The following is a 22,971-nucleotide window of genomic DNA, read 5'->3' as shown; positions in this document are numbered from 1 at the left end:
GACGAAGACCATGGCCGAGTTTTCCCTTCCCGCGAACTCCAAGGTCGGCGTCGGCAAGACGGTCAACGCCGCAGGCGGGGCCAAGCGGACCAAGACCTTCAAGATCTACCGCTGGAGCCCGGACGACGGACAGAACCCGCGGGTCGACACCTATGTGGTCGATCTCGACAAGTTCGGCCCGATGGTCCTGGACGCGATCATCTACATCAAGAACGAGCTGGACTCGACGCTGACCTTCCGGCGCTCCTGCCGCGAGGGGATCTGCGGGTCCTGCGCGATGAACATCGACGGCACCAACACGCTCGCCTGCCTGAAGGCGATCGAGGATGTGGCCGGCGACGTCAAGATCTACCCGCTGCCGCATCTGCCGGTGGTGAAGGACCTCGTCCCCGACGTCAACCACATCTACGCCCAGCTCGCCTCGGTGAAGCCCTGGCTGCAGACGCAGTCGCCGGCCCCGCCCGACCGCGAGCGGCTGCAGTCGCCGGAGGACCGGGCGCGGCTCGACGGCCTCTACGAATGCATCCTGTGCTTCTGCTGCTCGACGAGCTGCCCCAGCTACTGGTGGAACGGCGACCGCTACCTCGGCCCCGCCGTACTGCTCCAGGCCTACCGCTGGATCGCCGATAGCCGCGACGAGATGACCGGCGAGCGCCTCGACAATCTCGAGGACCCGTTCCGCCTCTACCGCTGCCACACCATCATGAACTGCACCCAGACCTGCCCCAAGGGTCTGAACCCGGCGAAAGCCATCGCCGAAATCAAGAAGCTGATGGTCGCCCGCCGCTGAGGGCTGCCGGATCTGCTGTGAACGAAACGGGCGGGGGAGCGATCCCCCGCCCGTTTCTCATGGGGAGAGCTTATTGACAATATTCCTATAAGCGGCTTATAAGCCTTCATCGCAACGATGGAGGAGCCTGTTCATGTCTGTGATGTCCTCACCGTCCGACCGCAGCTCGAACCTGGGAGACCGGGTCGGGAACGGCATGACCAACCGGCCGCAAGACATTCTCTGGGTCAAGGAGGTGCTGCGCCACCTCGGCCGCTACAACCACGCCGGCCCGCCCAACCCGATCATCGACCGCGCGCTGCACGACGCCATCCAGGGCTACCAGCGCGACCGCGGCCTGCGCCGCGACGGCTTCCTGGCTCCCGGCGGGGAGACGGAATGCACCCTGTGTGTCGAGCTGGCGCGCCTTCTGGGGAGGACCGGGCGATGAGTTTCCTCGACAGCCTGCTCGACGGCATCGGCGACGCCGCGGACGAGGTGGGCGCTGCATGGTCGCGCGGATTCTTCGACGTCACCCAAAGCGCATTCGACCTGCTCGGCTTCCGGACGGCCGCCGACAACCTGCGCCGCTATCGCAGCGGCGTCGGTGGCGACTACACCTACTCCGCCGAGGAGATGGCCGGGCACCCGGCCTATGATGATAGCATTGACATCAACCGATCGAGATTCGAATCCACGACTTTCACCGGAAGAACCAGGGACGACAGCATCAATAAAGGTCTTCTTGAGCTTGGTGACGGTCAGAATTTTCAATTTTCCGATCACTATGATCATGACATTGCATACTCACGACCATCAACATATCTTGCATTTGGCCGGTCTGGCGTTCACTCGACGGGCGGCTTCGATGCTCAACGGGCTGGCGACCGGTTGCTGGTTCAAGGACGTGTGACCAACCGTCTCGGTAGCAGGAAAGACGACTTCGAGACATTCGACTTCAATGAAGGACAACCAGGCCATTATGAAGGAACTACGCTGGAACGGAGAGGCCAAGCCCGACCATTCAATATGCGCTATAGCCAGGAACAGGATGTGAATGCGGAATTGCGGTATGTTCCCGATCCACGAAATCCATCTCGCTCGATTCTGACCCTTGTTCGCTCGACGTGGGGACCCATACGATGATTCGGCGGAGCGCTCGCTGGTTTCGATATGGAATCTCTGCAATGCTCACCGTGTTGCTTTTCATCCTGTTCGTTCCAATCGAGCGCTACCACCCCTCATGTCCGGCTATGCGGGAGAATGTCCCGATCTCCGGCCCAATGAGGGAGGATTACATCGCTTGGCTGACCAAAGGATTGCGCGAGGATGAGTTCCCGCATCTGCGCATCGGTGACGATATATTCGTTCGAACATTTTACCCTCTCCGAATAATTGGCGTGCGAAAACTATTTTCATCCCTCGATGACTACCTGATCAATCATGAATGGCGTTTCGTGGACAACATCATTCATGGACACCGTGCCGATGGGACGCGCGGTGACCCTCCGCAGGTGTTGCGGGGACTGTCGATACGACTGAAGGACTCCGGCAGAATCGATCTCGCTCCCTATAGCGACTGCGAGGTGATGCGCGCAGCCATGATCCGGGTGGAGGATCTGACGCCCGAGCAGCGGCGGCGCGTGATCCCAAAGACACCCCTGCCATCCGGCTGTTACGCGCGCCATGTCCGGGACCCCGAGGACTTCGACCCGCGCTGCGGCGACCTGACCGACAGCGTGGTCGGCGGGCGGTACCTGCCGTGAGGCGGCTCGCTGGACGACTGTGCCAGGCACCATCGGTGCTGTTGGATCGGCGGATCGATGCTCGCCTTGTCGCTCATCGCCCTCTTCATCCCGGTTGAGCGCTATCGTCCCTCATGTTGGATCCACCTTGACCGGCTTGGCTTCGAAGGAAGGATGCGGGAGGACTGCATAGCATGGCTGACCGATCGACTTCGTGACGAAGGCTTTTCAAGAGGCGGTTTCAATGCCGAGCGTAAAGGCGATCTGTTGCGTATCAGCGGTACCGTACGCAATCGCTTCGGAAACTCGGAACGAGAGGAGGAGCCGTACGATTTCAACGACGGGCAGCCCGGCCACTATGAGGCCGCGACGCTTGAGCCCAGGGGGCGAGGCGCAGCCCTTCCAGATGCGCTATGATCGTCTTCAGGACGTTAACGCCACCCTCCGTTATGATCGTGATCCAGACGATGCCGAGAGAGAGATCTTGACGTTGCTCGGCGCAACATGGGGGCCATTGCGATGATCGGTGGGGGGAACCGCAGGAAGCGGCGCAGGAGGCGGTTCCCACCATTTCCCTGGCGGTGGTCGGCCATCGGGCTGGTGGCGGCGGTGTTGGTCCTCCTCTTCGTTCCCATCATCCGTTACCAGCCATATTGTACGTTTACCCGCGGGGACCTTTATTTCGAAGGCCCCCTTCGTGAGGAGTATCGCGCATGGATCCTTCACGGGCTGGAAGAGCAAAAATTTCCATACTTGCTGTTCGGAGACGATATATATGTGAAAGCCATCCAAATTCTCCGCGATCTGGATGATCGCAGTCTTTACCATGGTCAATTTGATTTTCTCGACAACGTCCAGTGGCGATACGTCCGCAACGTCGTGTTGGGCTATCGGCCGGACAAGACACGAGGCGAACCACCGGCCCTCTTGCGCGGCCTGGCGGCGCGGGTGGGGCCGAACGCCGAGGTCGACCTGGACCCGTTCAGCGACTGCGAGGTGATGCGCGCGGCGATGATCCGGGTGGAGGATCTGACGCCCGAACAGCGGCGGCGGGTGATCCCCAAATCACCCCTGCCGTTCCGCTGCTACGCGCGGCATGTCCGAGACCCCGACAACTTCGACCCGCGCTGCGGCGACCTGACCGACAGCGTGGTCGGCAGGCGGTACCTGCCGTGAGGCGGCTCGCCGGACGACTGTGCAGGCACCATCTGCGCCTTTGGATCGGCGGATCAATGCTCGCCTTGTCGCTCGTGCTTCTCTTCATCCCGGTCGAACGCTATCGCCCCTCATGTTGGATCTTACCTTGACCGGCTTGGCTTTGAAGGAAGGATGCGGGCCAGGCTTATTCCAGCCGCCAAGCTGTCCGGGGGATGGGGACCAGCTCACGCGGCCTGCCGGGAACGGCGACGCTGGAGGCCTTCCGCAAGGCCGTGGCCGCCCATTCGCCCTGACCATACCGGGAGGGATCGGGACGGCGGCGTGCCGTCCCGGTGCCGGGGGTGTCACGACGACAGGCCGACCGTCAGCGCATGCAGCTTCAGTGCGAGGTGCGTCTCCAGCAGCCGCGACGGGTCGTCCCAATCGCGGCTCAGGCCACGGATCGTCGTCAACCGCTGCCGCAGGGTGTTGATGTGGATGTCGAGCGCTTCGGCGGTGCGCTGCAGCTTCATCCCATGGTCCAGATACACGAGCAGCGTCGCGGTCAGGCTGGCCTGCCGCTTCTCGTCGTAGCGCCGGAGCGGCCCGATCGCGCGGTCGAGGAACAGGCCGATCTCGTCCTCCTCCTTGCCGTGAAAAAGCGGGGCGTAAACGGCGAACAGGCGCTCGTGCGCCACCCGGCCTCGGTGCCCCAGCGCGCGCAGCATCCGCAGCGACCGTCGGGCGAGCTGGTAGCGGGCCGGGACCTGCGCCGGGTTCGCAGCCGGCTCGGACACCGCGACGTTGATCCGGACGCCGGTTTCCTCCTCGATGGCGTCCTGAAGGGCGACCGCGGTGTCCTCCGGGTTCGGCGCCGGGGACAGCGCGACCAGATCGCCGTTGTACTCGGAGACGATCCCACCCTGATGGGCCAGGGCCGCCTTCGCGGCCGGAATCGCTTGGCCGGAGCGCAGGCCTCCCAGCTCCAGCAGGAACACCGTCAGCGGCCAGCGCAGCGACGGACCCTTGGTTCCGCCGCGCGCGTAGCCGGGCAGCGCGTCGGTGGGGCCGCGCAGCAGGCCGGACACCAGGTCGTAGGTGTCGCGGGTGGCGGCGTGGGCCAGGCGCTCGTTCGACAGCAGGACGATGGCCGACACGATGGCGCTGCGCTCCAGCGTCAGCACCTCCGTGTCGGCAAGCGCGTGGTGGTGCCAGATCAGCACGCCGCCGAACAGGTCGGACCCGCCGAAGATGGCCGCGATGCGGCAGGACAACCCGTCCGGGCCCTGCGCCACGGTGGATCGGCCCGTCGCCACACTCTCGCGCAGTGCGTCACGCACCGGCCCGCGCCATTGGGGAGTGTCGATGTCGGGATCGGCCTCACCGGCACCCACCCGGCCGGCGGCGCAGCGCGCCCGGAGCCGGTCGTCCGTGATGCAGACGCGTCCGCCGAGCTGCCCGGCCACCAGGGCGGCCAGATCCTCAAGGCTTCCGCCGCGGGCGATCAGATCGACCATCCGCTCGTGCGCGTCGCCCGCCGCCTGAATCTCCGCCGCCTTCTGGTTGAGCTGCTCGTTCACCGCGCGCTCGTTCGCAAGGGAGCGGCGCGCGTTCTCGAACAGGCGGGAATTGTGGATGGCCAGCGCCGCCAGCGCCGCCAGCGACGAGAGGATGGCGATCTCCTGCGGCGTGTAGCCGCGCACGAAGCGGTTGCCGACGAACAGCACGCCGATCACCCGCTCATCGATCTCCAGCGGAATCCCCAGCAGCGACACGATGCCCTCAGTCCGCACCATCCGGTCGATCTCGTCGTGCCGGTCGAAGGCGTAATCGGACAGATAGTTGACGGAGTGGCAGGGACGCCGGGTCGCCAGGACTTGGCCGCACAGTCCATAGCCGCGCGGCACCTTCATCGCTTCCAGGTCGTGATAGAGGCAGCCTTCCGTGGCGCGCACGATGAACTCGTCCGCGCCATCCTCCAGCGACGAGATGTAGGCCACATCGGCCGTCGCCAAACGGCGGCCCCGCTGCACGATGGCGCGCAGCAGCACGTCCGTCGCCCGCAGCGCCGTGATGTCGCGGGCCGTGTCGTAGAGGGCGAGCAGTTCGCCCTCCCGCTTGCGGTGGTGGACGAGTTGCTCGGCGACGTGGGCCGCCCTGGCGATGTCCTCCTCCAGCCCCGAAGCCCCGGAAACGGCGGCTTCGCGCGCCAGCGGCTCGAAATCCGCGGGTGTGGCGTTGCCTTCCAGCAGCCGGAGCGCCTTCCGGAGAATGGCAGCCCCGTCATCGGCCACCGTCGCTCGGGTGTCCGGCATGTGTCGTGCTCCCTCATCGTCCGGGAGCGGAACAATACATAGAAGCGTACTGATTGTATAGATTTCCAACATTGTCCGCGTGCGTGCGGCGCCTTAACCTGACCGAATGGACCGTCCCTCGATTCGTCAGAAATCGGTGGAGCGGCTGAGGTCTTCCCAGGCGGCGATCTCGGCGGTGAGCGCATCGATCTTCTGGCGCACCAGGGCAAGGGCGTCGCTGCCAAGAAGGAGGTGCACCGGCGGGTTCTCCGCCTCCACGATCGCCAGAAGCGCCTGCGCCGCCTTGGCCGGATCGCCGGCCTGGCGGCCGTTCTTGTCCTGCCGTGCCTTGCGGATGGGGTCGAACAGGGCGTCGTAGTCGGCGATGCTGCGATCCGAGCGCACCATTGACCGTCCGGCCCAGTCCGTGCGGAACGACCCCGGCGCGACGGCGGTCACCTTGATGCCGAGCCCGGCGACCTCCTTGGCCAGCACCTCGGACACCCCTTCCAGGGCGAACTTGCTGCCGCAGTAGTAGGCGATGCCCGGCATCGTGATGAAGCCGCCCATCGACGTGATGTTGACGATGTGGCCGCGCCGCCGCCCGCGCATGCCGGGGAGCACCGCCTGGATCATCGCCACCGCGCCGAAGACGTTGACCTCGAACTGCCGCCGCATCTCGTCCAGCGGCGATTCCTCCAGCACGCCCTCGTGGCCGTAGCCGGCGTTGTTCACCAGCACGTCGATGGGGCCGATGTCCCGCTCGACCGCCGCGACCGCGGGTGCTATCGCCGCTGTGTCCGTCACGTCGAGAACAATGCCCTTCGCGCGTTCCGGAGCCGCGGTCTCGAAGGCCGCGCGGGCGTCGTCGCTGCGCACCGTTCCGACGACCGTATGGCCGGCGGCCAGCGCCGCCTCCGCGAAGGCCCGACCGAAGCCGGAACCCACGCCGGTGATCAGGAAGATCCTGCGTCCGCTCATTTCGATGATCCTGTGATTGGCCGATGTTCGCAGCACCGCGTTCGCGCGGGCCGAGCGGCGTGGATGGTAGCGCGACGCCGATCCTTTGAACTATCCTCTATAAATGGAATAAGCTCATTGGATTCTGGTGCAGAATGCGCGGCCACGAATATGCGGATCTCCGCGCCTTCGCGATGATCGCCGAGCACGGCAGCTTCGCGCGCGCCGCCGCCCAGCTTCGCATCTCCCCCTCCACGCTCAGCCAGACCATCCGCGAGTTGGAGGAGCGGCTGGGCGTGCGGCTGCTGAACCGCACAACCCGCAGCCTGTCGCTGACCGAGGCCGGTACCCGCCTGTTGGCGCGCTTCAGGCCGGCCATGGAGGAGATGGAGGCGGCGGTGAAGGATGTCGGCACCTTCCGCGACACACCGACCGGGACGGTGCGCCTGCACCTTCCGCGTCCGGCGTCGGCTGCGCTGCTGGAGCCGCTGCTCGGCCGCTTCCAGGAACGCTATCCCGACATCGTGCTGGAGGTGGCGATCGACGACGCGGTGGTCGACATCGTGGACGCTGGCTTCGACGCCGGCATCACCCTGGGCGAGCTTCTGCAGAAGGACATGATCGCGGTCCGGCTCGGTGGCGAACTGCGCCAGCTCGCGGTGGCGTCGCCGGTCTATCTGGCGCGCCACGGCCGGCCGGAGACACCGGCCGACCTGCACGCCCACCGCTGCATCAACTGGCGCAAGCCCGGCAGCGGCAAGCTCTACAATTGGGAGTTCTTTCAGGATGGCCGGTGGATCTCGGTGGCGGTCGACGGCCCCCTGATCGTCTCCCACCGCGATCTGGCGCTGGAGGCCGCCGCGCAGGGTGTCGGGATCGCCTTCGCCTACTGGTCGGAGCGGTGGATGCGCCCGCTGATCGAGCAGGGCCGGCTGGTGCCGGTGCTGGAGGCGTTCTGCCCCGGCTTTCCGGGCTGGCACCTCTACTACCCCCGGCAACGCTGCACGCCGGCGCCGGTTCGTGCCCTGGTGGAATTCCTGCGCGAGGCCGCCGGCGGTTGATCCTTGCCGGACACGCGCTTCATTCGCTGCGTCAACGCACATACAGATGACGGGATTGTATAGCTTTCAAACATTGTCGCTGCGGCGGCACCGGCGCTAACGTCCCATCAGACACCAGCCGCCGCGCGGCGCCAGCCGCTCCGGCGGCCCCTTGTTTCGACAGCCATCCCGCGTTTCCGCAGCGCCGGCGCCACGCCCGCGCCTTGCCTGGACGCGCCGATCCGACCCCATGAACCCAGGAGTGCCCCCATGGAATCCACCAGCACCATCCCGTCCGACCTGCCCGGCCTGGCCGGAACGGGGCCATTGGCGGGCGTCGTCGTCCTCGACGTGACGCGGGTGGTGGCCGGGCCGTACTGTACGATGCTGCTGGCGGACCTCGGTGCCACCGTGCTCAAGGTCGAGCATCCGGACGATGCCGACTACACGCGCACCTTTCCGCCCTTCGTCGGCACCGACGACACCCGGTTCAGCGCCTTCTTCGCCCAGTACAACCGAAACAAATACGGCCTCACCATCGACCTGAAGTCGGCGGCCGGAAAGGCCCTGCTCAAGCAGCTCGTGCGGCAGAGCCACATCCTGGTCGAGAATTTCCGGCCCGGCACCATGGACAAGCTCCAGCTCGGCTACGAGGTGCTGGCGCGGGAGAATCCGGCCCTGGTCTACGCCGCGATCAGCGGCTTCGGCGCCACCGGTCCCTACTCGCGGCGCCCCGGCTTCGACAACAGCGGCCAGGCCACCGGCGGACTGTGGTCGATGAACGGCATGCCGGGCGAGCCGCCACTGCGGGTGGGCACGATCATCGGCGACCTCTCCGCCACGCTGTTCGCCACCATCGGCGTGCTGGGCGCCCTGCGCGAGGCCGAGCGCACCGGCCGCGGGCAGTTCGTCGATGTGTCGCTGCAGGACTCCACCCTGGCGCTCACCGAGAACGCGGTCGTGCGTTACACGGTCGATGGCGAGGTGGCGGGCCCGCTGGGCAGCGACCACCCCTTCGTCCGGCCCTACGGGCGGTTCGCGTGCAAGGACGGGCACGTCTTCTTCGGCGGCTACACCGACAAGTTCTGGCGCGAGACCTGCGCCATGTTCGGCGAGCCCGTCATGGCGGAGGATCCCGCCATCGACACGATGGACAAGCGGTTCGACACCGCTGTGTACGAGGAGCGGGTCCGGCCGCTGCTGGAACGCTGGTTCGCCGGACACACGAAGGCCGAGCTGGAGACGATGGCCGGCGACCGCGTGCCGCTGTGCGGGATCAAGACCATCGACGAGGTGGTCAACGACCCGCACATCGCCGCCCGCGACATGATCGCGCGCGTCGCCTATCCCGGTGGCGAGGTCGGCATGTTCGGGCTGCCGATCAAGCTGTCGCGCACGCCGGGCAACCCGCGCGGGATGGCGCCGAAGCTCGGCGAGCACACCGACCTGGTCCTGGAGCGGCTGCTCGGTCTGGACGCCGCCGGCGTGGCGGCATTGCGCGACGCGAAGGCCATCTGACCATGGGCATCACCCTGTCCGTGAACGACGGCATCGCCACCGTCACGATCGACCGCCCGGAGAAGCTCAACGCGCTGACGCTCGCCATGTACCGCGACCTGGGCGACGCCTTCAACGCGGTGGGACGCGACGATGCGGTCGAGGTCGTCGTCCTCACCGGTGCCGGCGACCGCGCCTTCTGCGTCGGCGCGGACCTCACCGAATCGATCCCGGCACTGGCGAGCGACCGCTTCGACATCTCCGAATGGGACGACGCCCACATCAAGGCAAAGCCCCTGCACAAGCCGGTCATCGCCGCGGTCAACGGCCTGTGCCTGGGCGGCGGATTCGAGATCATGCTCGCCACCGACATCCGCATCGCCTCCACGGCCGCGTCCTTCGCTCTGCCGGAGCCGGGGCTGGGTTTCGTCCCCGCCGGCGGGACGCTGGTCCGCCTGGTGCGCCAGATCGGCTATGCCCACGCCATGGAGATCATGTTGACCGGCGACCGGTTCGACGCCGCGCACATGGAGCGGGTCGGGGTGGTGAACCGGGTGGTCCCGCCCGACGCGCTGATGCCGGAAGCCCTGCGCATCGCCACCCGCCTCCGCGCCAACAGCGGGCAGGCGCTGCGGACGATCAAGGAGGCGGCACTCGACCTGCGGCACCTGGACTGGGCGCAAGCCTTCGCCGCCGAGGCGCGGCTGGGCCAGCGCACCTTCACCAGCGCGGACGCGCGCGAAGGGCTGCGCGCGTTCGGCGAAAAGCGCAAGCCGGACTTCCACGCACTGCGCCGTGCAGGCGGCGCCGGGGACCGGTCATGAGCACGGTCATCATCACCTGTGCCGTCACCGGCGCCATCCACACGCCGACCATGTCCGACGCCCTGCCGGTCACCCCGGACCAGATCGCCGAGCAGGCGGTCGCCGCGGCCGGGGCGGGAGCGGCGATCCTCCACCTGCACGCCCGCGATCCGCAGGACGGCCGCCCGACGCCCGATCCCGCGGTGTTCCGGGCCTTCCTGCCACGCATCAAACAGAGCTGCGACGCGGTGCTCAACATCACCACCGGCGGTGGCCTCGACATGTCGGTGGAGGAGCGTCTGGCGGCGCCGTTGCTGCTGTCGCCCGAGATGTGCTCGCTCAACATGGGCTCGATGAATTTCGCGCTGCACCCGCTGGCCCGGCGGCACACGGTGTGGAAGCACGCCTGGGAGGAGCCCTACCTGACCGGCACCAGGGACTTCATCTTCCGCAACACCTTCGCCGATATCGAGAAAATCCACCGGTTGCTCGGCGAGGGGCACGGAACGAAGTTCGAGCACGAGTGCTACGACGTCGGCCATCTCTACAACCTCGCCCATTGCCTGGACGAGGGCTGGTTCAAGCCGCCGCTCTTCCTGCAGTTCGTGTTCGGGGTGCTGGGCGGCATCGGCGCCGACGTCGAGAACCTGATGGTCATGAAGCGGACGGCCGACCGCCTGTTCGGCACTGGCTACCTCTGGTCGGTGCTGGCCGCCGGCCGCCACCAGATGCCGTTCGCGACCCAGGCCGCGATCATGGGCGGCAACGTGCGCGTCGGGCTGGAGGACAGCCTGTACATCGGGCCGCGCCAGCCAGCCCGCGACAACGCCGAGCAGGTCGCCAAGATCCGCCGCATCGTCGAGGAACTCGGCCACCGGGTAGCCACCCCCGCCGAGGCGCGGGCGATGCTGGCCCTGAAGGGCGGGGACCAGGTCGCCTTCTGAGCGCGCCGGATCCGTCCGTCGACACATCCGCTGAAAGGGTTCAGTCACAATGTCCAGCGCCTTCACCGCGTTCGTCATCGAGGACCAGGGCGGCAAGCCCAAGGGTGCCTTCAAGCCGGTCGCGCTGTCCGAACTGCCGGACCACGATGTTCTGGTCGAGGTCGCCTATTCGACCGTCAACTACAAGGACGGCCTCGCCGTTACCGGCAAGGGGAGGATCGCCCGCAAGCTGCCGATGGTGGCCGGCATCGACCTCGCCGGGACCGTGGTGGAGTCGCGCTCGCCCGACTGGCGGACCGGCGACCGCGTGGTCGTCAACGGCTGGGGACTTTCGGAAACCCAGTGGGGCGGCTACGCGCGCTTCCAGCGCGTCCGGCCGGAATGGCTGGTGCGTCTGCCCGACGCTTTTTCCCTGGAGCAGGTGATGGGCATCGGTACCGCCGGCTACACCGCCGCCCTGTGCGTCGACGCGCTGGAGCGGTGGGGTGCCATCGAGCCGGGTGGGAAGGAGGTTCTGGTCACCGGAGCGGCGGGCGGCGTCGGTTCGGTGGCGGTGGCCCTGCTGGCGAAGCGGGGATACGCGGTGACCGCCTCCACGGGACGGCCGGAGACCCACGACTACCTGCGCGGGCTTGGCGCCACCGGCTTCATCGACCGTGCGGCGCTGTTGGAGAACGGTCCCCCGTTGCAGAAGGAGCGCTGGGCCGGCGGCGTGGACCCGGTCGGCGGCCAGACCCTGGTGAACGCCCTGGCCCAGATGGTCTGGGGTGGCGCCATCACCGCCTGCGGGCTGGCCGGCTCGCCTGGCCTGCCGGGCACCGTCCTGCCGCACATCCTGCGCAGCGTGGCGCTGCTCGGCATCGATTCCGTCATGGCGCCGGCGTCGCGGCGGGCGGCGGCCTGGGACCGGCTGGCCCGCGACCTCGACCCGGCGCATCTCGCGGCGATGTACGAGGTCCATCCGTTCGGTGACCTGCCGGAGCTGGCCGAGCGGATCCTGGCCGGGCGGATCCGCGGCCGGGTCGTCCTCGACCTGTCGGCCTGACCCGCGGGGCGCCGGCAGCCGATGGCCGAAATCGTTCTCGAAGCCCGCGACCTCTCCAAGGAGTTCAAGGGCTTCACCGCGGTGAAGGGGGTGAACCTCCAGGTCCGCCGCGGCACCATCCACGCGCTGATCGGCCCCAATGGGGCCGGCAAGAGCACGGTGTTCAACCTGATCACCCGCTTCCTGCCGCCGACGCGCGGCCGGATCCTCTACAAGGGCCGGGACATCACCCGGGCCAGACCGGCCGACGTCGCGCGGATGGGGCTGGTCCGCTCCTTCCAGATTTCGGCGGTCTTTCCGCATCTCAGCGTCCTGGAGAATGTGCGCGTGGCGCTCCAGCGCCCGCTGGGCACGAGCTTCCACTTCTGGAAGCCGGAAGCCAGCCTGCATGGGCTGCACGAGCGGGCGCGCGACCTGATCGACGCGGTGAACCTCGCCGCCTGGGCCGACCGCGCCGCCGTGGAGCTTCCCTATGGCCGCAAGCGGGCGCTGGAGATCGCCACCACGCTCGCCCTCGATCCCGAAGTGATGCTGCTCGACGAGCCGCTCGCCGGCATGGGGCACGAGGACATCGGGCACACCGCCGCCCTGATCCGGCGGGTCGCCGCCGGCCGTACGGTGCTGATGGTCGAACACAACCTGTCGGTCGTCGCCGATCTGTCCGACACCATCACGGTGCTCCGCCGCGGCGAGGTGTTGGCGGAGGGGCCCTACGACACGGTGTCGCGCGACCCCGAGGTCCGCGAGGCCTACATGGGGGCCGGCCATGGCTGAGCCCGCGATGCTGGAGATCGCCGACCTGCATGGCTTCTACGGCGAAAGTCATGTCCTGCACGGGGTGTCGCTGGAGGTCCGGCGCGGCGAGGTGGTGACCCTGCTGGGCCGCAACGGCGCCGGCAAGACCACCACCATGCGCGCCATCATGGGCATTCTGCCCAAGCGGACCGGCGCCATCCGGTTCCGCGGCGCGGAGCTGGTCGGCATGGCGCCGCACCGCATCCCGCGGCTCGGCATCGGCTATGTGCCCGAGGAGCGCGGCATCTTCGCCTCGCTCAGCGTCGACGAGAACCTCACCCTGCCGCCGGTCGTCCGGGACGGCGGCATGACGGTGGAGCAGATCCACGCACTGTTCCCCAACCTGAAGGGCCGCGGTGCCACCCAGGGCACGCGGCTTTCGGGCGGCGAGCAGCAGATGCTGGCCATCGCCCGCGTCCTTCGGACCGGTGCCGACCTGATCCTGCTCGACGAGCCGACCGAGGGCCTCGCCCCGGTCATCATCGAGCAGATCGGCGTCGCGGTGCGGGCGCTGAAGGAGCGCGGCTTCACCATCGTCCTGGTGGAGCAGAACTTCCGCTTCGCCGCCACCATCGCCGACCGCCACTACGTCATGGAGGCGGGCCGCGTCGTGGACATGATCCCCAACCACCGGCTCCACGCCAGCATGGACAAGCTCCACGATTATCTCGGCGTGTGAGCGGGAGACCACCCGCAATGTTCGAATTCCTCGGAATCCCACCGCAGGCGCTGTTCGGTCAGCTCCTGCTCGGGCTGATCAACGGTTCCTTCTATGCGCTTCTCAGCCTTGGTCTGGCCGTCATCTTCGGCATGCTCAACGTCGTCAACATGGCGCACGGCGCGTTCTACATGATCGGCGCCTTCGTGGCCTGGCTGCTGCTGGCGCATGCCGGTATCGGATACTGGTGGGCGTTGGTGCTGGCACCGCTCGCGGTGGGTGCCCTGGGGCTGGTCCTGGAGCGCACGATGCTGCGGCGGCTGTACAAGGTCGATCATCTCTACGGTCTGCTGCTGACCTTCGGACTGGCCCTGATCTTCGAGGGGGCGTTCCGTCACCAGTTCGGCGTCTCCGGACAACCCTACCCGACGCCGGAGTTGCTGAGGGGTGGCAGCAACCTGGGCTTCATGGTCCTGCCGGTCTACCGCGGCTGGGTTGTCGTGTTCTCGGCGATGGTCTGCCTGGGGACCTGGTTCGCGATCGAGCGGACGCGGCTCGGCGCGTACCTGCGCGCCGCCACGGAGAACCCCGTGCTGGTGCAGGCGTTCGGGATCAACGTGCCGGTGATGGTCTCGCTCACCTACGGCTTCGGGGTGGCGCTGGCGGGGCTGGCCGGGGTGCTGGCCGCACCGATCTACCAGGTCAATCCCCTGATGGGCTCCAACCTGATCATCGTGGTGTTCGCCGTCGTCGTCATCGGCGGCATGGGCTCGATCCTCGGCGCCATCGTGACGGGATTGTCGCTCGGGCTGCTGGAAGGGCTGACCAAGCTGCTCTATCCGGAAGCGGCCAACATCGTTGTGTTCGTCATCATGGCGGTGGTGCTGGTGATCAAGCCCGCCGGCCTGTTCGGGCGGGAGAGATAGTCAATGTCCACCCAATCGACCGTCCATGGCCGCAGCGGCCTGGGCACGCCGACCCCCGCCGTCATCCCGGGCGCTGTCCTGTGGGCGGCGGCCCTGCTGCTGGCGGTGCTGGCGCCCTTCGCCCTCTATCCCGTGTTCCTGATGAAGGTGTTGTGCTTCGCGCTGTTCGCTTGCGCCTTCAACCTTTTGATCGGCTTCGCCGGCCTGATGAGTTTCGGCCATGCCGCGTTCTTCGGCGGGGCGGCCTACGTCACGGCGCACGCGGCCAAGGTGTGGGCGCTGCCGCCCGAATTCGCGATCCTCGCGGGGGTGGGCACCGCGACGCTGCTGGGGCTGGTCTTCGGCGCCCTGGCGATCCGCCGGCAGGGCATCTACTTCGCCATGATCACCCTGGCGCTTAGCCAGATGGTGTTCTTCCTGGCGCTCCAACTCCCCTTCACCGGGGGCGAGGACGGCATCCAGGGTGTGCCGCGGGGACGGCTCTTCGGGCTGGTCGACCTGACCGACCCGCTGGCGATGTACTACGCCGTGCTGGCGCTGTTCCTGTCCGGCTTCCTGGTGATCCGGCGCGCGGTGCACTCGCCCTTTGGCCAGGTCCTCAAAGCGATCCGCGAGAACGAGCCGCGCGCGGTCTCGCTCGGCTACCGGACCGAGCGCTACAAGCTGCTGGCCTTCGTGCTGTCGGCGTCGCTGGCCGGGCTTGCCGGCAGCGTCAAGGCGCTGGTCTTCCAACTCGCAACCTTGACCGACGTGACGTGGCAGATGTCGGGCGAGGTGGTGCTGATGACGCTTCTCGGCGGCATGGGCACGCTGCTGGGGCCGGTGGTGGGAGCGGCGCTGGTGGTCGCGCTGGAGAGCTACCTTGCCGAAACGTCGCTGCCGGTTCCGGTGGTGATCGGCGCGATCTTCGTCTTCTGCGTCCTTCTCTTCCGCAAAGGCATCGTCGGCGAGATCGCCGGCATCCTGAAGCGACGGGCGTAGCCGCCTTGCGGCCACCCGCGGTCCGTCACCGCAGAACGGCGGGTCGGCTTTGGGCCAGCCATACACATCGGTGGACAATTCGTGTGTGTTCCGCACATTGCGGACAATGCCGACCGTCCGCCACAGTGCTGATCATACCGATTGTAAGAGCTCATCTCATTCAGCGCACTCACCGGATCAGCTTCAAACACCACACACGTGCGCGTGGCGGCCCTGCCGCGGGCGCCTAGAAACAGAAAACGGAGGAACGTCATGAGAAACCATGTCGGCGCGCTGTCGGCGGCAGCGCTGTGCCTGTGGATGTCGGCACCCCAAGCCCACGCCCAACCGGCGGCGGTGTCCGACGGTGTCGTGCGGGTGGGCGTGATCGAGGACATGTCCGGTGTCTTCGCCAGCATCACCGGGCAGGGTGCGGTCACGGCTGCGGCCATGGCGATCGAGGAATTCGGTGGCAAGGTGCTGGGGCTCCCGGTCGAGCTTCTTCACGCCGACCACCAGAACAAAGCAGACATCGGTGCCGCGACCGCCCGGAAATGGTTCGACGAGGACAAGGTCGACGCCATCCTCGACGTCGCGACGTCCTCGCCGGCGCTGGCCGTCCTCGAGATCGCCAAGGCGAAAAAGAAGATCCTCACCTTGAGTTCGCCGGGCTCGATGCGCATCACCAACGAAGCCTGCGGCCCCTATGTCGCCCACTGGGCCTATGATTCCTACGCCGTCGCCCACGGAACCGGCAACACGCTGGTGAAGCAGGGGTTGGACTCCTGGTACTTCGTCACGGCCGATTACGCGTTCGGACACAGCCTGGAGAAGGATGCCGGCGATTTCGTGACGGCCAGCGGCGGCAAGGTGCTGGGCTCCATCCGGCACCCGGTGGGGACCAACGATTTCGCGTCGGCCCTGCTCCAGGTGCAGGCATCGAAGGCCAAGGTCGTGGCGTTGGCGAATGCGGGTGGCGACACCATGAACGCCATCAAGCAGGCCACCGAATTCGGCCTTACGGACGGGGGGCAAAGGCTTGCCGCGCTGGCGGGCATGATCAACGACGTCCATGGTCTCGGGCTGCTGGGGGCACGTGGGCTGATCATCACCGAGGCCGTCTACTGGGACATGAACGATGAGACACGCGCGTGGTCGCAACGCTTCTTCCAGCGCGTCAAGGCCATGCCGAACATGCTGCAGGCCGGCGTCTATTCCTCGGTGCGCCACTATCTCAGGGCCGTGCAGGCGGCGGGTACGGACGAGACGGACGCGGTGATGCGGAAGATGCGGGAAATCCCGGTCAATGACGTCTTCTTCAAGAACGGCTACATCCGCAAGGATGGCCGCATGGTGCATGACATGCATCTGTTCGAGGTCAAGCAACCGAGCGACTCGAAAGGCCCATGGGACTATTACAGACTGATCAACACCATTCCGGCCGAGGAGGCTTTCCAGCCGCTTTCCACGTCCAGGTGCCCGCTCGTAAAGAATTGATACCAGGATTCGCGGATCCCGACCGATGGGTCCGATCCTGTGCGGCTTCGTCCTCGCACCTGCGGATAGGCCGATCACACCGGCGTGCACGGTATCCGGTGTGGTGCGGTCATCCGTCGGTGCCGCCCCCTGTCCGGCGACCCGCTCGTAACGCCCCGGCCCCACGGCGACGCTGGTGCCCTCGCGGCGCAGGTGCAACGGCGTGCGGAAGACCAGCCCCGCCCGCGCCGGCGGCAACGCCAGCCGCTCGACCCCCTCCACCCCGCCGTGGAGCGGGGGCAGGGCGGGGTGCTGCGGGGAACCGCGGCGGTCAGGCCGGCAGGCTTTCCCTGGCCAGCCGTTCGGCCAGCCGGAGGGCGCGTTGCTCGTGCGCCGATTGCCGGGTTTGACGGGCCGCCGACAGGGCGGACGCGACGCAGTTGCGGGCCTCGGACGTCCGGCCGGCGAGCATCAGGGTCTCGGTCCGCCAGAGTTCCATCTGCGGGGCGTTGATCCGCGGATGGAACTTGTTCGCGCGATAGGTCTCGAAACCGCGCTCGGTCAGCTCGACCGCCTGGGCGAGATTGCCGAGAACGGCGTGGGCATGGCCCAATCCCGACTGCACCAGCGGGACCCAAAGACGCGAGCGAATGGCGTCGGACAGGGTGAGTGCCGCGTCGAATGCGGGGATGCAGCGGTCGTGATGGCCGAGGATCGACAGGGACCAACCGAGATGGACCTGCGCGAAGATCTGGGTGAAGGCATGGCCCGATGCGACGGCGCGGTCGACGGCCGTCGCGCCGGACCGGATCGCCTCGTCGCGCATCCCCATCTCGGCGCAAATCCGTGCCCGCAGGCTCATGGCCCCGACATTCGGGCTGGCGGTCATTCCATGGGTGGCCGGATTCTCGACGTCGGTGATCGACTCCACCGTGCGCGCGATGGCCAGGGCCTCGTCGAAAGCTCCCATTTCCGCCAACGACCCGCAGAGCCGCACGAGCAGCTGGATTCGGATCTCGTTCTCCCCGGACCCGCCCAGCGACCGAAGCCCCTCCCGGCACAGGTGCACCGCCTCGTCCAGGGCGCCATGCGCCCAACGGAACGACGCCATCATGGAGGCGGCGCGGGCATGGCGCACGGAATCGCTCAACTGCCGGGCCAAGCCCGCTGCTCGCGACAGGTGCGTGTCCGCGTCCGAGATGCCGCGCGGCAGATAGATGCGGGGAAGCGCGATGCCCAGATCGACGCGCCGCTGCAGGTTGCGCCGGGTCTCGGCCAGCTTCTCGATGGCCGACAGGCCGTTCTCATAGAGCCGCGTCGCTTCGACGAGCCGTGAGCGTGCCTCGGCGCGCCGTCCGGCGGCGCGGCCGTAGGCGTAGGCCAGATCCCAGTTTTCCGCCTGATAGGCGTGGTGGGCGAGGAGCTCCGTGCGGCCGGGCAGATCGCGGTCGCTGCGCCGGCGCAGGGCGCGCAGAATGCGCTCATGCAGGCCACGACGTTCGCGCCGCGTCAGGGTGTTGCAGGCGACCTCCTGCATCAGCGCGTGGCGGAAACGGTATTCCAGGTTGGGCAGGACCCGCGCCCGCTCCAGGAAACCGGCGGCTTCCAAACGCGCCAGCAGGGACGGAAGCTGCGCTTCGCCCACCGGGGCGACGGCGGTCAGCAGGCCCGCGTCGAAGGTCGCACCGATCACCGCGGCGTGCAGCAATGTTCGCCTCGGCTCCTCCGCCAGCGTGTCGATGCGCGAGGCGATCAGGCCATGGATGGTCGGCGGCAGATTGACCACGCGATCGGCGTCCAGGACCCGGTAAGCCCCCGGTGCGCCTTCGATCGCCCCGCCCGTCTCCAACGCACGCAGCGATTCCTCGAGATAGAGCGGCACCCCCTGGCTTTGCCGCGACACCCGCGCCTTCAGCGGCTCCAGCGACCGGTCGCGACCAAGCCAATGGTCCAGGAACTCGGAGATCTGCGCGGTGCCGAGCGCGTCCATGGAAACCACGCGAGCCTCGGCCGGCGCTTCCCACCCCCCGTCGCCGGGCCGCCGCGTCACCAGCAGGAGAACGCGCGATCCCGCCACCACCGACGCCAGATGGTCGAGCAGGCGTGCCATCACGCCGCTGGCCCAATGCGTGTCCTCCACCAGGAGGATGATGGGGCAGAGCCGCGCCATGTCCCGAAGCGCGCCCGCAACCCCCTCGATCCCGAAGGTCAGTCGCTGTGCCGGGTCCAGACCCTTCCACAGCCCGTCGGACACCGGCAGGCCCAGCAGGTCGCGAATGGCGCACCCGGCCAGTGCCCCGGCCCCGCGCGCCGCCGCCTCCGCCACCCGCTCCGCCGCACCCTCGGCGTGGCGGCGGCCGGCGAGCGCCAGCAGGGTGGCCGCTGCCGCCTCCAGCCCGTCCGGCTCGCCCAGCCGGCGGATCGGCGCCTGCGGCCACTGCACGATGGACGCCGGCTCCAGCGCATGGCGGTCCAGGAACTCGCCGGCCAGCCGCGATTTTCCGATGCCGGCCTCGCCGCGGAGCACGACCACCCGACCGCTGCCGGCCGCGGCTTCGCGCCACGCATGCGTCAGAGTGGCCAGTTCGGCGTGGCGACCCACGAAGCGCGACGGAGCGCCCGACAGGATATCCAACGCCGAGCGGCGCTCCGAGCGCGCTTCCACCAATTCATGATAGGCGACCGGCCGCGCCGCCGCGGCCAGCCGCAGCGACCCGACCTCGCGGCTGCTCAGCCCTGCACCCGCCAGTGCCGCCGTATCCGCCGAGATCAGGACCGAATCGGGATCGGCGCGTTGCTGGAGCTTGGCGGCCAGATGCACGCTTTCGCCGACGGCGCGCTGGTCGTGGCGGGCGGCGTTCTCGACCGTCTGCGTCACCACCTCGCCCGAGGCGATCCCCACGCGGATCGAGCAGGCCGCAGCGCCACCATCCGCCCCACCATCGGCCACCCGCGCGGCGCGCAGCATGTCCTGCGCCGCGAGGCAGGCGCGCAGTGCGTGGTCCTCTTGCGCGGCCGGTGCCCCGAACATCGCCATGATGCCGTCGCCCAGCTCCTGCGCCACCATCCCTTGGTAGCGCACGACCGAGGCCGTCATCACCTGAATCACGGAGCGCAGGATCTCGTCCGCCTCTTCCGGATCACGCTCCGACACAAGCGCCGACGACGCCACGATGTCGGCGAACAGCACGGTGACGAGCTTGCGCTCGGCCGCGGTCTTCCGGCTGGCTGACGTGGCGTCCGCGTGCGGCGGCATGAATCGGCTCCCGCCGTCGGGAGATGGGAACCCGTTCCAGCGACGTCGGGTACAAGCGGCTGAACCAGAGGTTGGGTGGTTCGAAGCATCCTGCCCGCCGTCGGCAGCACCCCCGACGACATACCTGCATATTAGCGCATGCATTCGACCGGTTGTACAGGCTTGAAAAACAATCTCTCGAAAATCTTGGCAAATTCGCGCGCTAGCTGCATACCATGGTATGCGTTCAGCCGGATTTTCGGACTCTTATTGTTGATACGCCTATGGAATTTGTTCGTTCTAAACGCCTGCGGCCGACGATTGCTCGTCGGCCGCAACGTAGATATGTGTGAACATACAAGGCGATAGGTCCGATGCATACACGGTGTACGTAACGTCAACGCCGGATCGCGATGCCCTCGACCTGCGACACATCCCGCACCGCGCCACGATCGGCGCTGGTGGTCAGGGCCGCATACGCCCGTAGGGCGGGAGACACGTTACGGTTGCGTCCCGACGGCTTCCAGCCGGCCGCACCCAGCGCGTTCATCGCCTCCCGACGGCGGGCCAGCTCGTCATCGGACACGGCAAGACGGATCGAACGACCGGGGATGTCGATCTCGATCCGGTCGCCTTCCTGGACCAGCCCGATGGAACCACCGGCCGCCGCCTCCGGTGAGCAATGGCCGATCGACAGGCCGGAGGTGCCACCGGAGAAGCGGCCGTCCGTGACCAGGGCACAGGCCTTACCGAGCCCCTTGGACTTCAGGTAGCTGGTCGGGTAGAGCATCTCCTGCATGCCGGGGCCGCCCTTGGGGCCTTCGTAGCGGATCAGCACCACGTCGCCCGCCTGGATGCGGTCGCCCAGGATCGCCTCCACCGCGGCGTCCTGGCTTTCGAACACGCGGGCCGGACCGGAGAAAACGAGGATCGATTCGTCCACACCCGCGGTCTTCACGATGCAACCGTTCTCCGCGATGTTGCCGAACAGCACAGCCAGTCCGCCATCCTTGCTGAACGGGTGCTGCGCGTCACGGATCACGCCCGCCGCGCGGTCGGTGTCCAGCTCCGGCCAACGCTTGGACTGGCTGAAGGGCACGATGGTGGGAATGCCACCGGGTGCGGCGCGGAACATGGTGTGCGCGCCTTCGTCGGCTGTGCGGCGGATGTCCCAGCGCTCCAGAGCCGCGGCCAGGGTGGGGGCGTGCACGGTGGCGCAGTCGCTGTTCAGCAGGCCGGCGCGGTCCAGCTCGCCCAGGATGCCCATGATGCCGCCGGCGCGGTGCACATCCTCGATGTGGACGTTCGACACCGCGGGGGCGACCTTGCACAGCACCGGCACGCGGCGCGACAGCGCGTCGATGTCGGCCATGGTGAAATCCACCTCGCCTTCCTGCGCGGCGGCGAGGATGTGCAGGACGGTGTTGGTGGAACCGCCCATGGCGATGTCCAGCGTCATCGCGTTCTCGAAGGCCGCCTTGGTGGCGATGCCGCGGGGCAGGGCGGTTCCGTCCTCCTCCTGGTACCAGCGGCGGCACAGCTCGACCGCCACGCGGCCGGCGGCGCGGAACAGCTCCTCGCGGTCGGCGTGGGTGGCGACGATGGTGCCGTTGCCCGGCAGTGACAGACCCAGCGCCTCGGTCAGGCAATTCATCGAATTGGCGGTGAACATGCCGGAGCAGGAGCCGCAGGTCGGGCAGGCGCTGCGCTCCATGCTCTCCGCCTCCTCGTCCGAGACGGTGGGATCGGCGGCGGCGACCATCGCGTCGATCAGGTCAACGGCCTTGGTCTTGCCGCGCCAGTTCACCTTGCCGGCCTCCATCGGTCCGCCGGAGACGAAGACGGCGGGAATGTTGAGGCGCATGGCGGCCATCAGCATGCCCGGCGTGATCTTGTCGCAGTTGGAGATGCACACCAGCGCGTCGGCGCAATGGGCGTTCGCCATGTACTCCACCGCGTCGGCGATCAGCTCGCGGGACGGCAGGCTGTAGAGCATGCCGTCGTGGCCCATGGCGATGCCGTCGTCCACGGCGATGGTGTTGAACTCCTTTGCCACGCCGCCGGCCTTCTCGATCTCGCGCGCGACGAGCTGGCCCAGGTCCTTCAGGTGGACGTGGCCGGGGACGAACTGGGTGAAGGAGTTGGCGATCGCGATGATCGGCTTGCCGAAGTCGCCGTCCTTCATGCCCGTGGCGCGCCACAGGCCGCGCGCGCCCGCCATGTTGCGGCCGTGGGTGGAGGTGCGGGAACGGTAGTGCGGCATGGGACGACCTCAAGTGGAAAGAAAATGGCGCGAATAGGCGCGTCAACTTAGCAATCCCAACGCAACGAAGCCAGCCCCCACGCGTCGTGACGAGGGATGGCTGGGTTGCCGGCTCAGCCGGGCGGTGGGGTCGCGTCCTTCCGACGGGCTTTCGGAGCCGCGCGTGTCCGGCGGCGGCTGTCCTGCACGGGGCCGGCCTCGACCGAACAGGCGGCGGCCGGTGCGGCGAGTTCGCTGGGGCCGCCGTTGGCCTCCTCCGCCGCGATCTCCGCTTCGGCGCGGGACCAGTGTTCGGCGTCGCGGCCGTCGGCGCGGCCCTCGCGCTCCCAGATCTCGTGGGCGCGTTGACGGATGCGGTCGGTGCGGTCGTCGGGCATGGCGGTGTCTCCGGTCTCCTTGGGCGTCTGCCGTTACAACCGCGGAC

At 67.7% G+C, this 22,971-nt stretch carries 21 protein-coding genes; 16 read left to right on the top strand and 5 right to left on the bottom strand.

The genetic code is table 11. The features are described from left to right. Positions 1-10 precede the first annotated feature (10 nt). The 6 genes from HL658_RS20675 to HL658_RS20650 all read left to right on the top strand — a co-directional run bounded on the left by HL658_RS20675 (position 11) and on the right by HL658_RS20650 (position 3,690). Positions 11-790 (top strand): succinate dehydrogenase iron-sulfur subunit, encoded by a 780-nt coding sequence (locus HL658_RS20675; protein ID WP_180284502.1) that lies wholly within the window; start codon positions 11-13, stop codon positions 788-790. 133 nt (positions 791-923) lie between these two features. Next, positions 924-1,220: a peptidoglycan-binding domain-containing protein gene (locus tag HL658_RS20670; protein ID WP_180284501.1), complete on the top strand. Its 297-nt coding sequence runs from the start codon at positions 924-926 to the stop codon at positions 1,218-1,220. Further along, a complete protein-coding gene (locus HL658_RS20665; protein ID WP_180284500.1) occupies positions 1,217-1,915 on the top strand; it encodes a hypothetical protein in 699 nt (232 codons plus the stop codon). Before HL658_RS20670 ends, HL658_RS20665 begins: the two co-directional genes overlap by 4 nt. Before the next feature lie 41 nt (positions 1,916-1,956). After that, positions 1,957-2,535, top strand: coding sequence for a hypothetical protein (locus HL658_RS20660; RefSeq protein ID WP_180284499.1), 579 nt, complete (start codon positions 1,957-1,959; stop codon positions 2,533-2,535). A 57-nt stretch (positions 2,536-2,592) separates the two neighbouring features. Beyond that, on the top strand, positions 2,593-2,931 hold the full coding sequence (locus HL658_RS20655) for a hypothetical protein (protein ID WP_180284498.1): 339 nt from the start codon (positions 2,593-2,595) through the stop codon (positions 2,929-2,931). Between the two features lie 195 nt (positions 2,932-3,126). Then, the gene (locus HL658_RS20650; RefSeq protein WP_180287654.1) at positions 3,127-3,690 is read left to right on the top strand and encodes a hypothetical protein; all 564 of its coding nucleotides are present in this window, start codon (positions 3,127-3,129) and stop codon (positions 3,688-3,690) included. Between the two features lie 326 nt (positions 3,691-4,016). Here HL658_RS20650 and HL658_RS20645 read toward each other — a convergent pair whose 3' ends face one another. Next, positions 4,017-5,966 carry a helix-turn-helix domain-containing protein gene (locus HL658_RS20645; protein WP_180284496.1) on the bottom strand — a complete coding sequence of 650 codons (1,950 nt, stop codon included), beginning with the start codon at positions 5,964-5,966 and terminating at the stop codon, positions 4,017-4,019. 126 nt (positions 5,967-6,092) lie between these two features. After that, complete coding sequence (locus HL658_RS20640; RefSeq protein ID WP_180284495.1) at positions 6,093-6,926, bottom strand: oxidoreductase; 834 nt, start codon at positions 6,924-6,926, stop codon at positions 6,093-6,095. Between the two features lie 134 nt (positions 6,927-7,060). Between HL658_RS20640 and HL658_RS20635 the strand changes: the two genes are divergently transcribed. The 10 genes from HL658_RS20635 to HL658_RS20590 all read left to right on the top strand — a co-directional run bounded on the left by HL658_RS20635 (position 7,061) and on the right by HL658_RS20590 (position 17,070). After that, on the top strand, positions 7,061-7,966 hold the full coding sequence (locus tag HL658_RS20635; RefSeq protein WP_180284494.1) for a LysR family transcriptional regulator: 906 nt from the start codon (positions 7,061-7,063) through the stop codon (positions 7,964-7,966). A 249-nt stretch (positions 7,967-8,215) separates the two neighbouring features. Beyond that, the gene (locus tag HL658_RS20630) at positions 8,216-9,463 is read left to right on the top strand and encodes a CaiB/BaiF CoA transferase family protein (protein WP_180284493.1); all 1,248 of its coding nucleotides are present in this window, start codon (positions 8,216-8,218) and stop codon (positions 9,461-9,463) included. A gap of 2 nt (positions 9,464-9,465) precedes the next feature. Next, positions 9,466-10,266, top strand: a complete 801-nt coding sequence (locus HL658_RS20625; RefSeq protein WP_180284492.1) for an enoyl-CoA hydratase/isomerase family protein — start codon at positions 9,466-9,468, stop codon at positions 10,264-10,266. After that, on the top strand, positions 10,263-11,189 hold the full coding sequence (kce, locus tag HL658_RS20620; RefSeq protein WP_180284491.1) for a 3,5-dioxohexanoate:acetyl-CoA acetone transferase: 927 nt from the start codon (positions 10,263-10,265) through the stop codon (positions 11,187-11,189). Before HL658_RS20625 ends, kce begins: the two co-directional genes overlap by 4 nt. 49 nt (positions 11,190-11,238) lie before the next feature. Further along, complete coding sequence (locus HL658_RS20615) at positions 11,239-12,234, top strand: MDR family oxidoreductase (RefSeq protein ID WP_180284490.1); 996 nt, start codon at positions 11,239-11,241, stop codon at positions 12,232-12,234. A 21-nt stretch (positions 12,235-12,255) separates the two neighbouring features. Continuing rightward, the gene (locus HL658_RS20610) at positions 12,256-13,008 is read left to right on the top strand and encodes an ABC transporter ATP-binding protein (RefSeq protein WP_180284489.1); all 753 of its coding nucleotides are present in this window, start codon (positions 12,256-12,258) and stop codon (positions 13,006-13,008) included. Then, positions 13,001-13,708 (top strand): ABC transporter ATP-binding protein, encoded by a 708-nt coding sequence (locus HL658_RS20605; RefSeq protein ID WP_211109802.1) that lies wholly within the window; start codon positions 13,001-13,003, stop codon positions 13,706-13,708. The genes HL658_RS20610 and HL658_RS20605 overlap by 8 nt, the downstream gene beginning before the upstream one ends. A gap of 17 nt (positions 13,709-13,725) precedes the next feature. Continuing rightward, on the top strand, positions 13,726-14,613 hold the full coding sequence (locus HL658_RS20600; protein WP_180284488.1) for a branched-chain amino acid ABC transporter permease: 888 nt from the start codon (positions 13,726-13,728) through the stop codon (positions 14,611-14,613). Positions 14,614-14,616: 3 nt separating this feature from the next. Beyond that, entirely contained in the window at positions 14,617-15,594 is a 978-nt protein-coding gene (locus HL658_RS20595; RefSeq protein ID WP_180284487.1) for a branched-chain amino acid ABC transporter permease, read from the top strand. A gap of 198 nt (positions 15,595-15,792) precedes the next feature. After that, the gene (locus HL658_RS20590) at positions 15,793-17,070 is read left to right on the top strand and encodes an ABC transporter substrate-binding protein (protein ID WP_343055230.1); all 1,278 of its coding nucleotides are present in this window, start codon (positions 15,793-15,795) and stop codon (positions 17,068-17,070) included. A gap of 310 nt (positions 17,071-17,380) precedes the next feature. On the opposite strand, the gene HL658_RS20585 is transcribed toward HL658_RS20590, so the two are convergent. From HL658_RS20585 to HL658_RS20575, 3 genes are all read right to left on the bottom strand, one after another. Beyond that, the gene (locus HL658_RS20585) at positions 17,381-20,305 is read right to left on the bottom strand and encodes an ATP-binding protein (RefSeq protein ID WP_180284486.1); all 2,925 of its coding nucleotides are present in this window, start codon (positions 20,303-20,305) and stop codon (positions 17,381-17,383) included. Positions 20,306-20,681: 376 nt separating this feature from the next. Beyond that, the gene (gene ilvD, locus HL658_RS20580) at positions 20,682-22,547 is read right to left on the bottom strand and encodes a dihydroxy-acid dehydratase (RefSeq protein ID WP_180284485.1); all 1,866 of its coding nucleotides are present in this window, start codon (positions 22,545-22,547) and stop codon (positions 20,682-20,684) included. Positions 22,548-22,660: 113 nt separating this feature from the next. Then, entirely contained in the window at positions 22,661-22,924 is a 264-nt protein-coding gene (locus HL658_RS20575; RefSeq protein WP_180284484.1) for a DUF2934 domain-containing protein, read from the bottom strand. Positions 22,925-22,971: the final 47 nt, after the last annotated feature.

The sequence above is a fragment of the Azospirillum oleiclasticum genome (assembly GCF_013423485.1).
Classification (GTDB): domain Bacteria; phylum Pseudomonadota; class Alphaproteobacteria; order Azospirillales; family Azospirillaceae; genus Azospirillum; species Azospirillum oleiclasticum.
The sequence above is the reverse complement of the archived record's forward strand: the minus strand, read 5'-3'. Positions and strand labels throughout refer to the sequence as shown.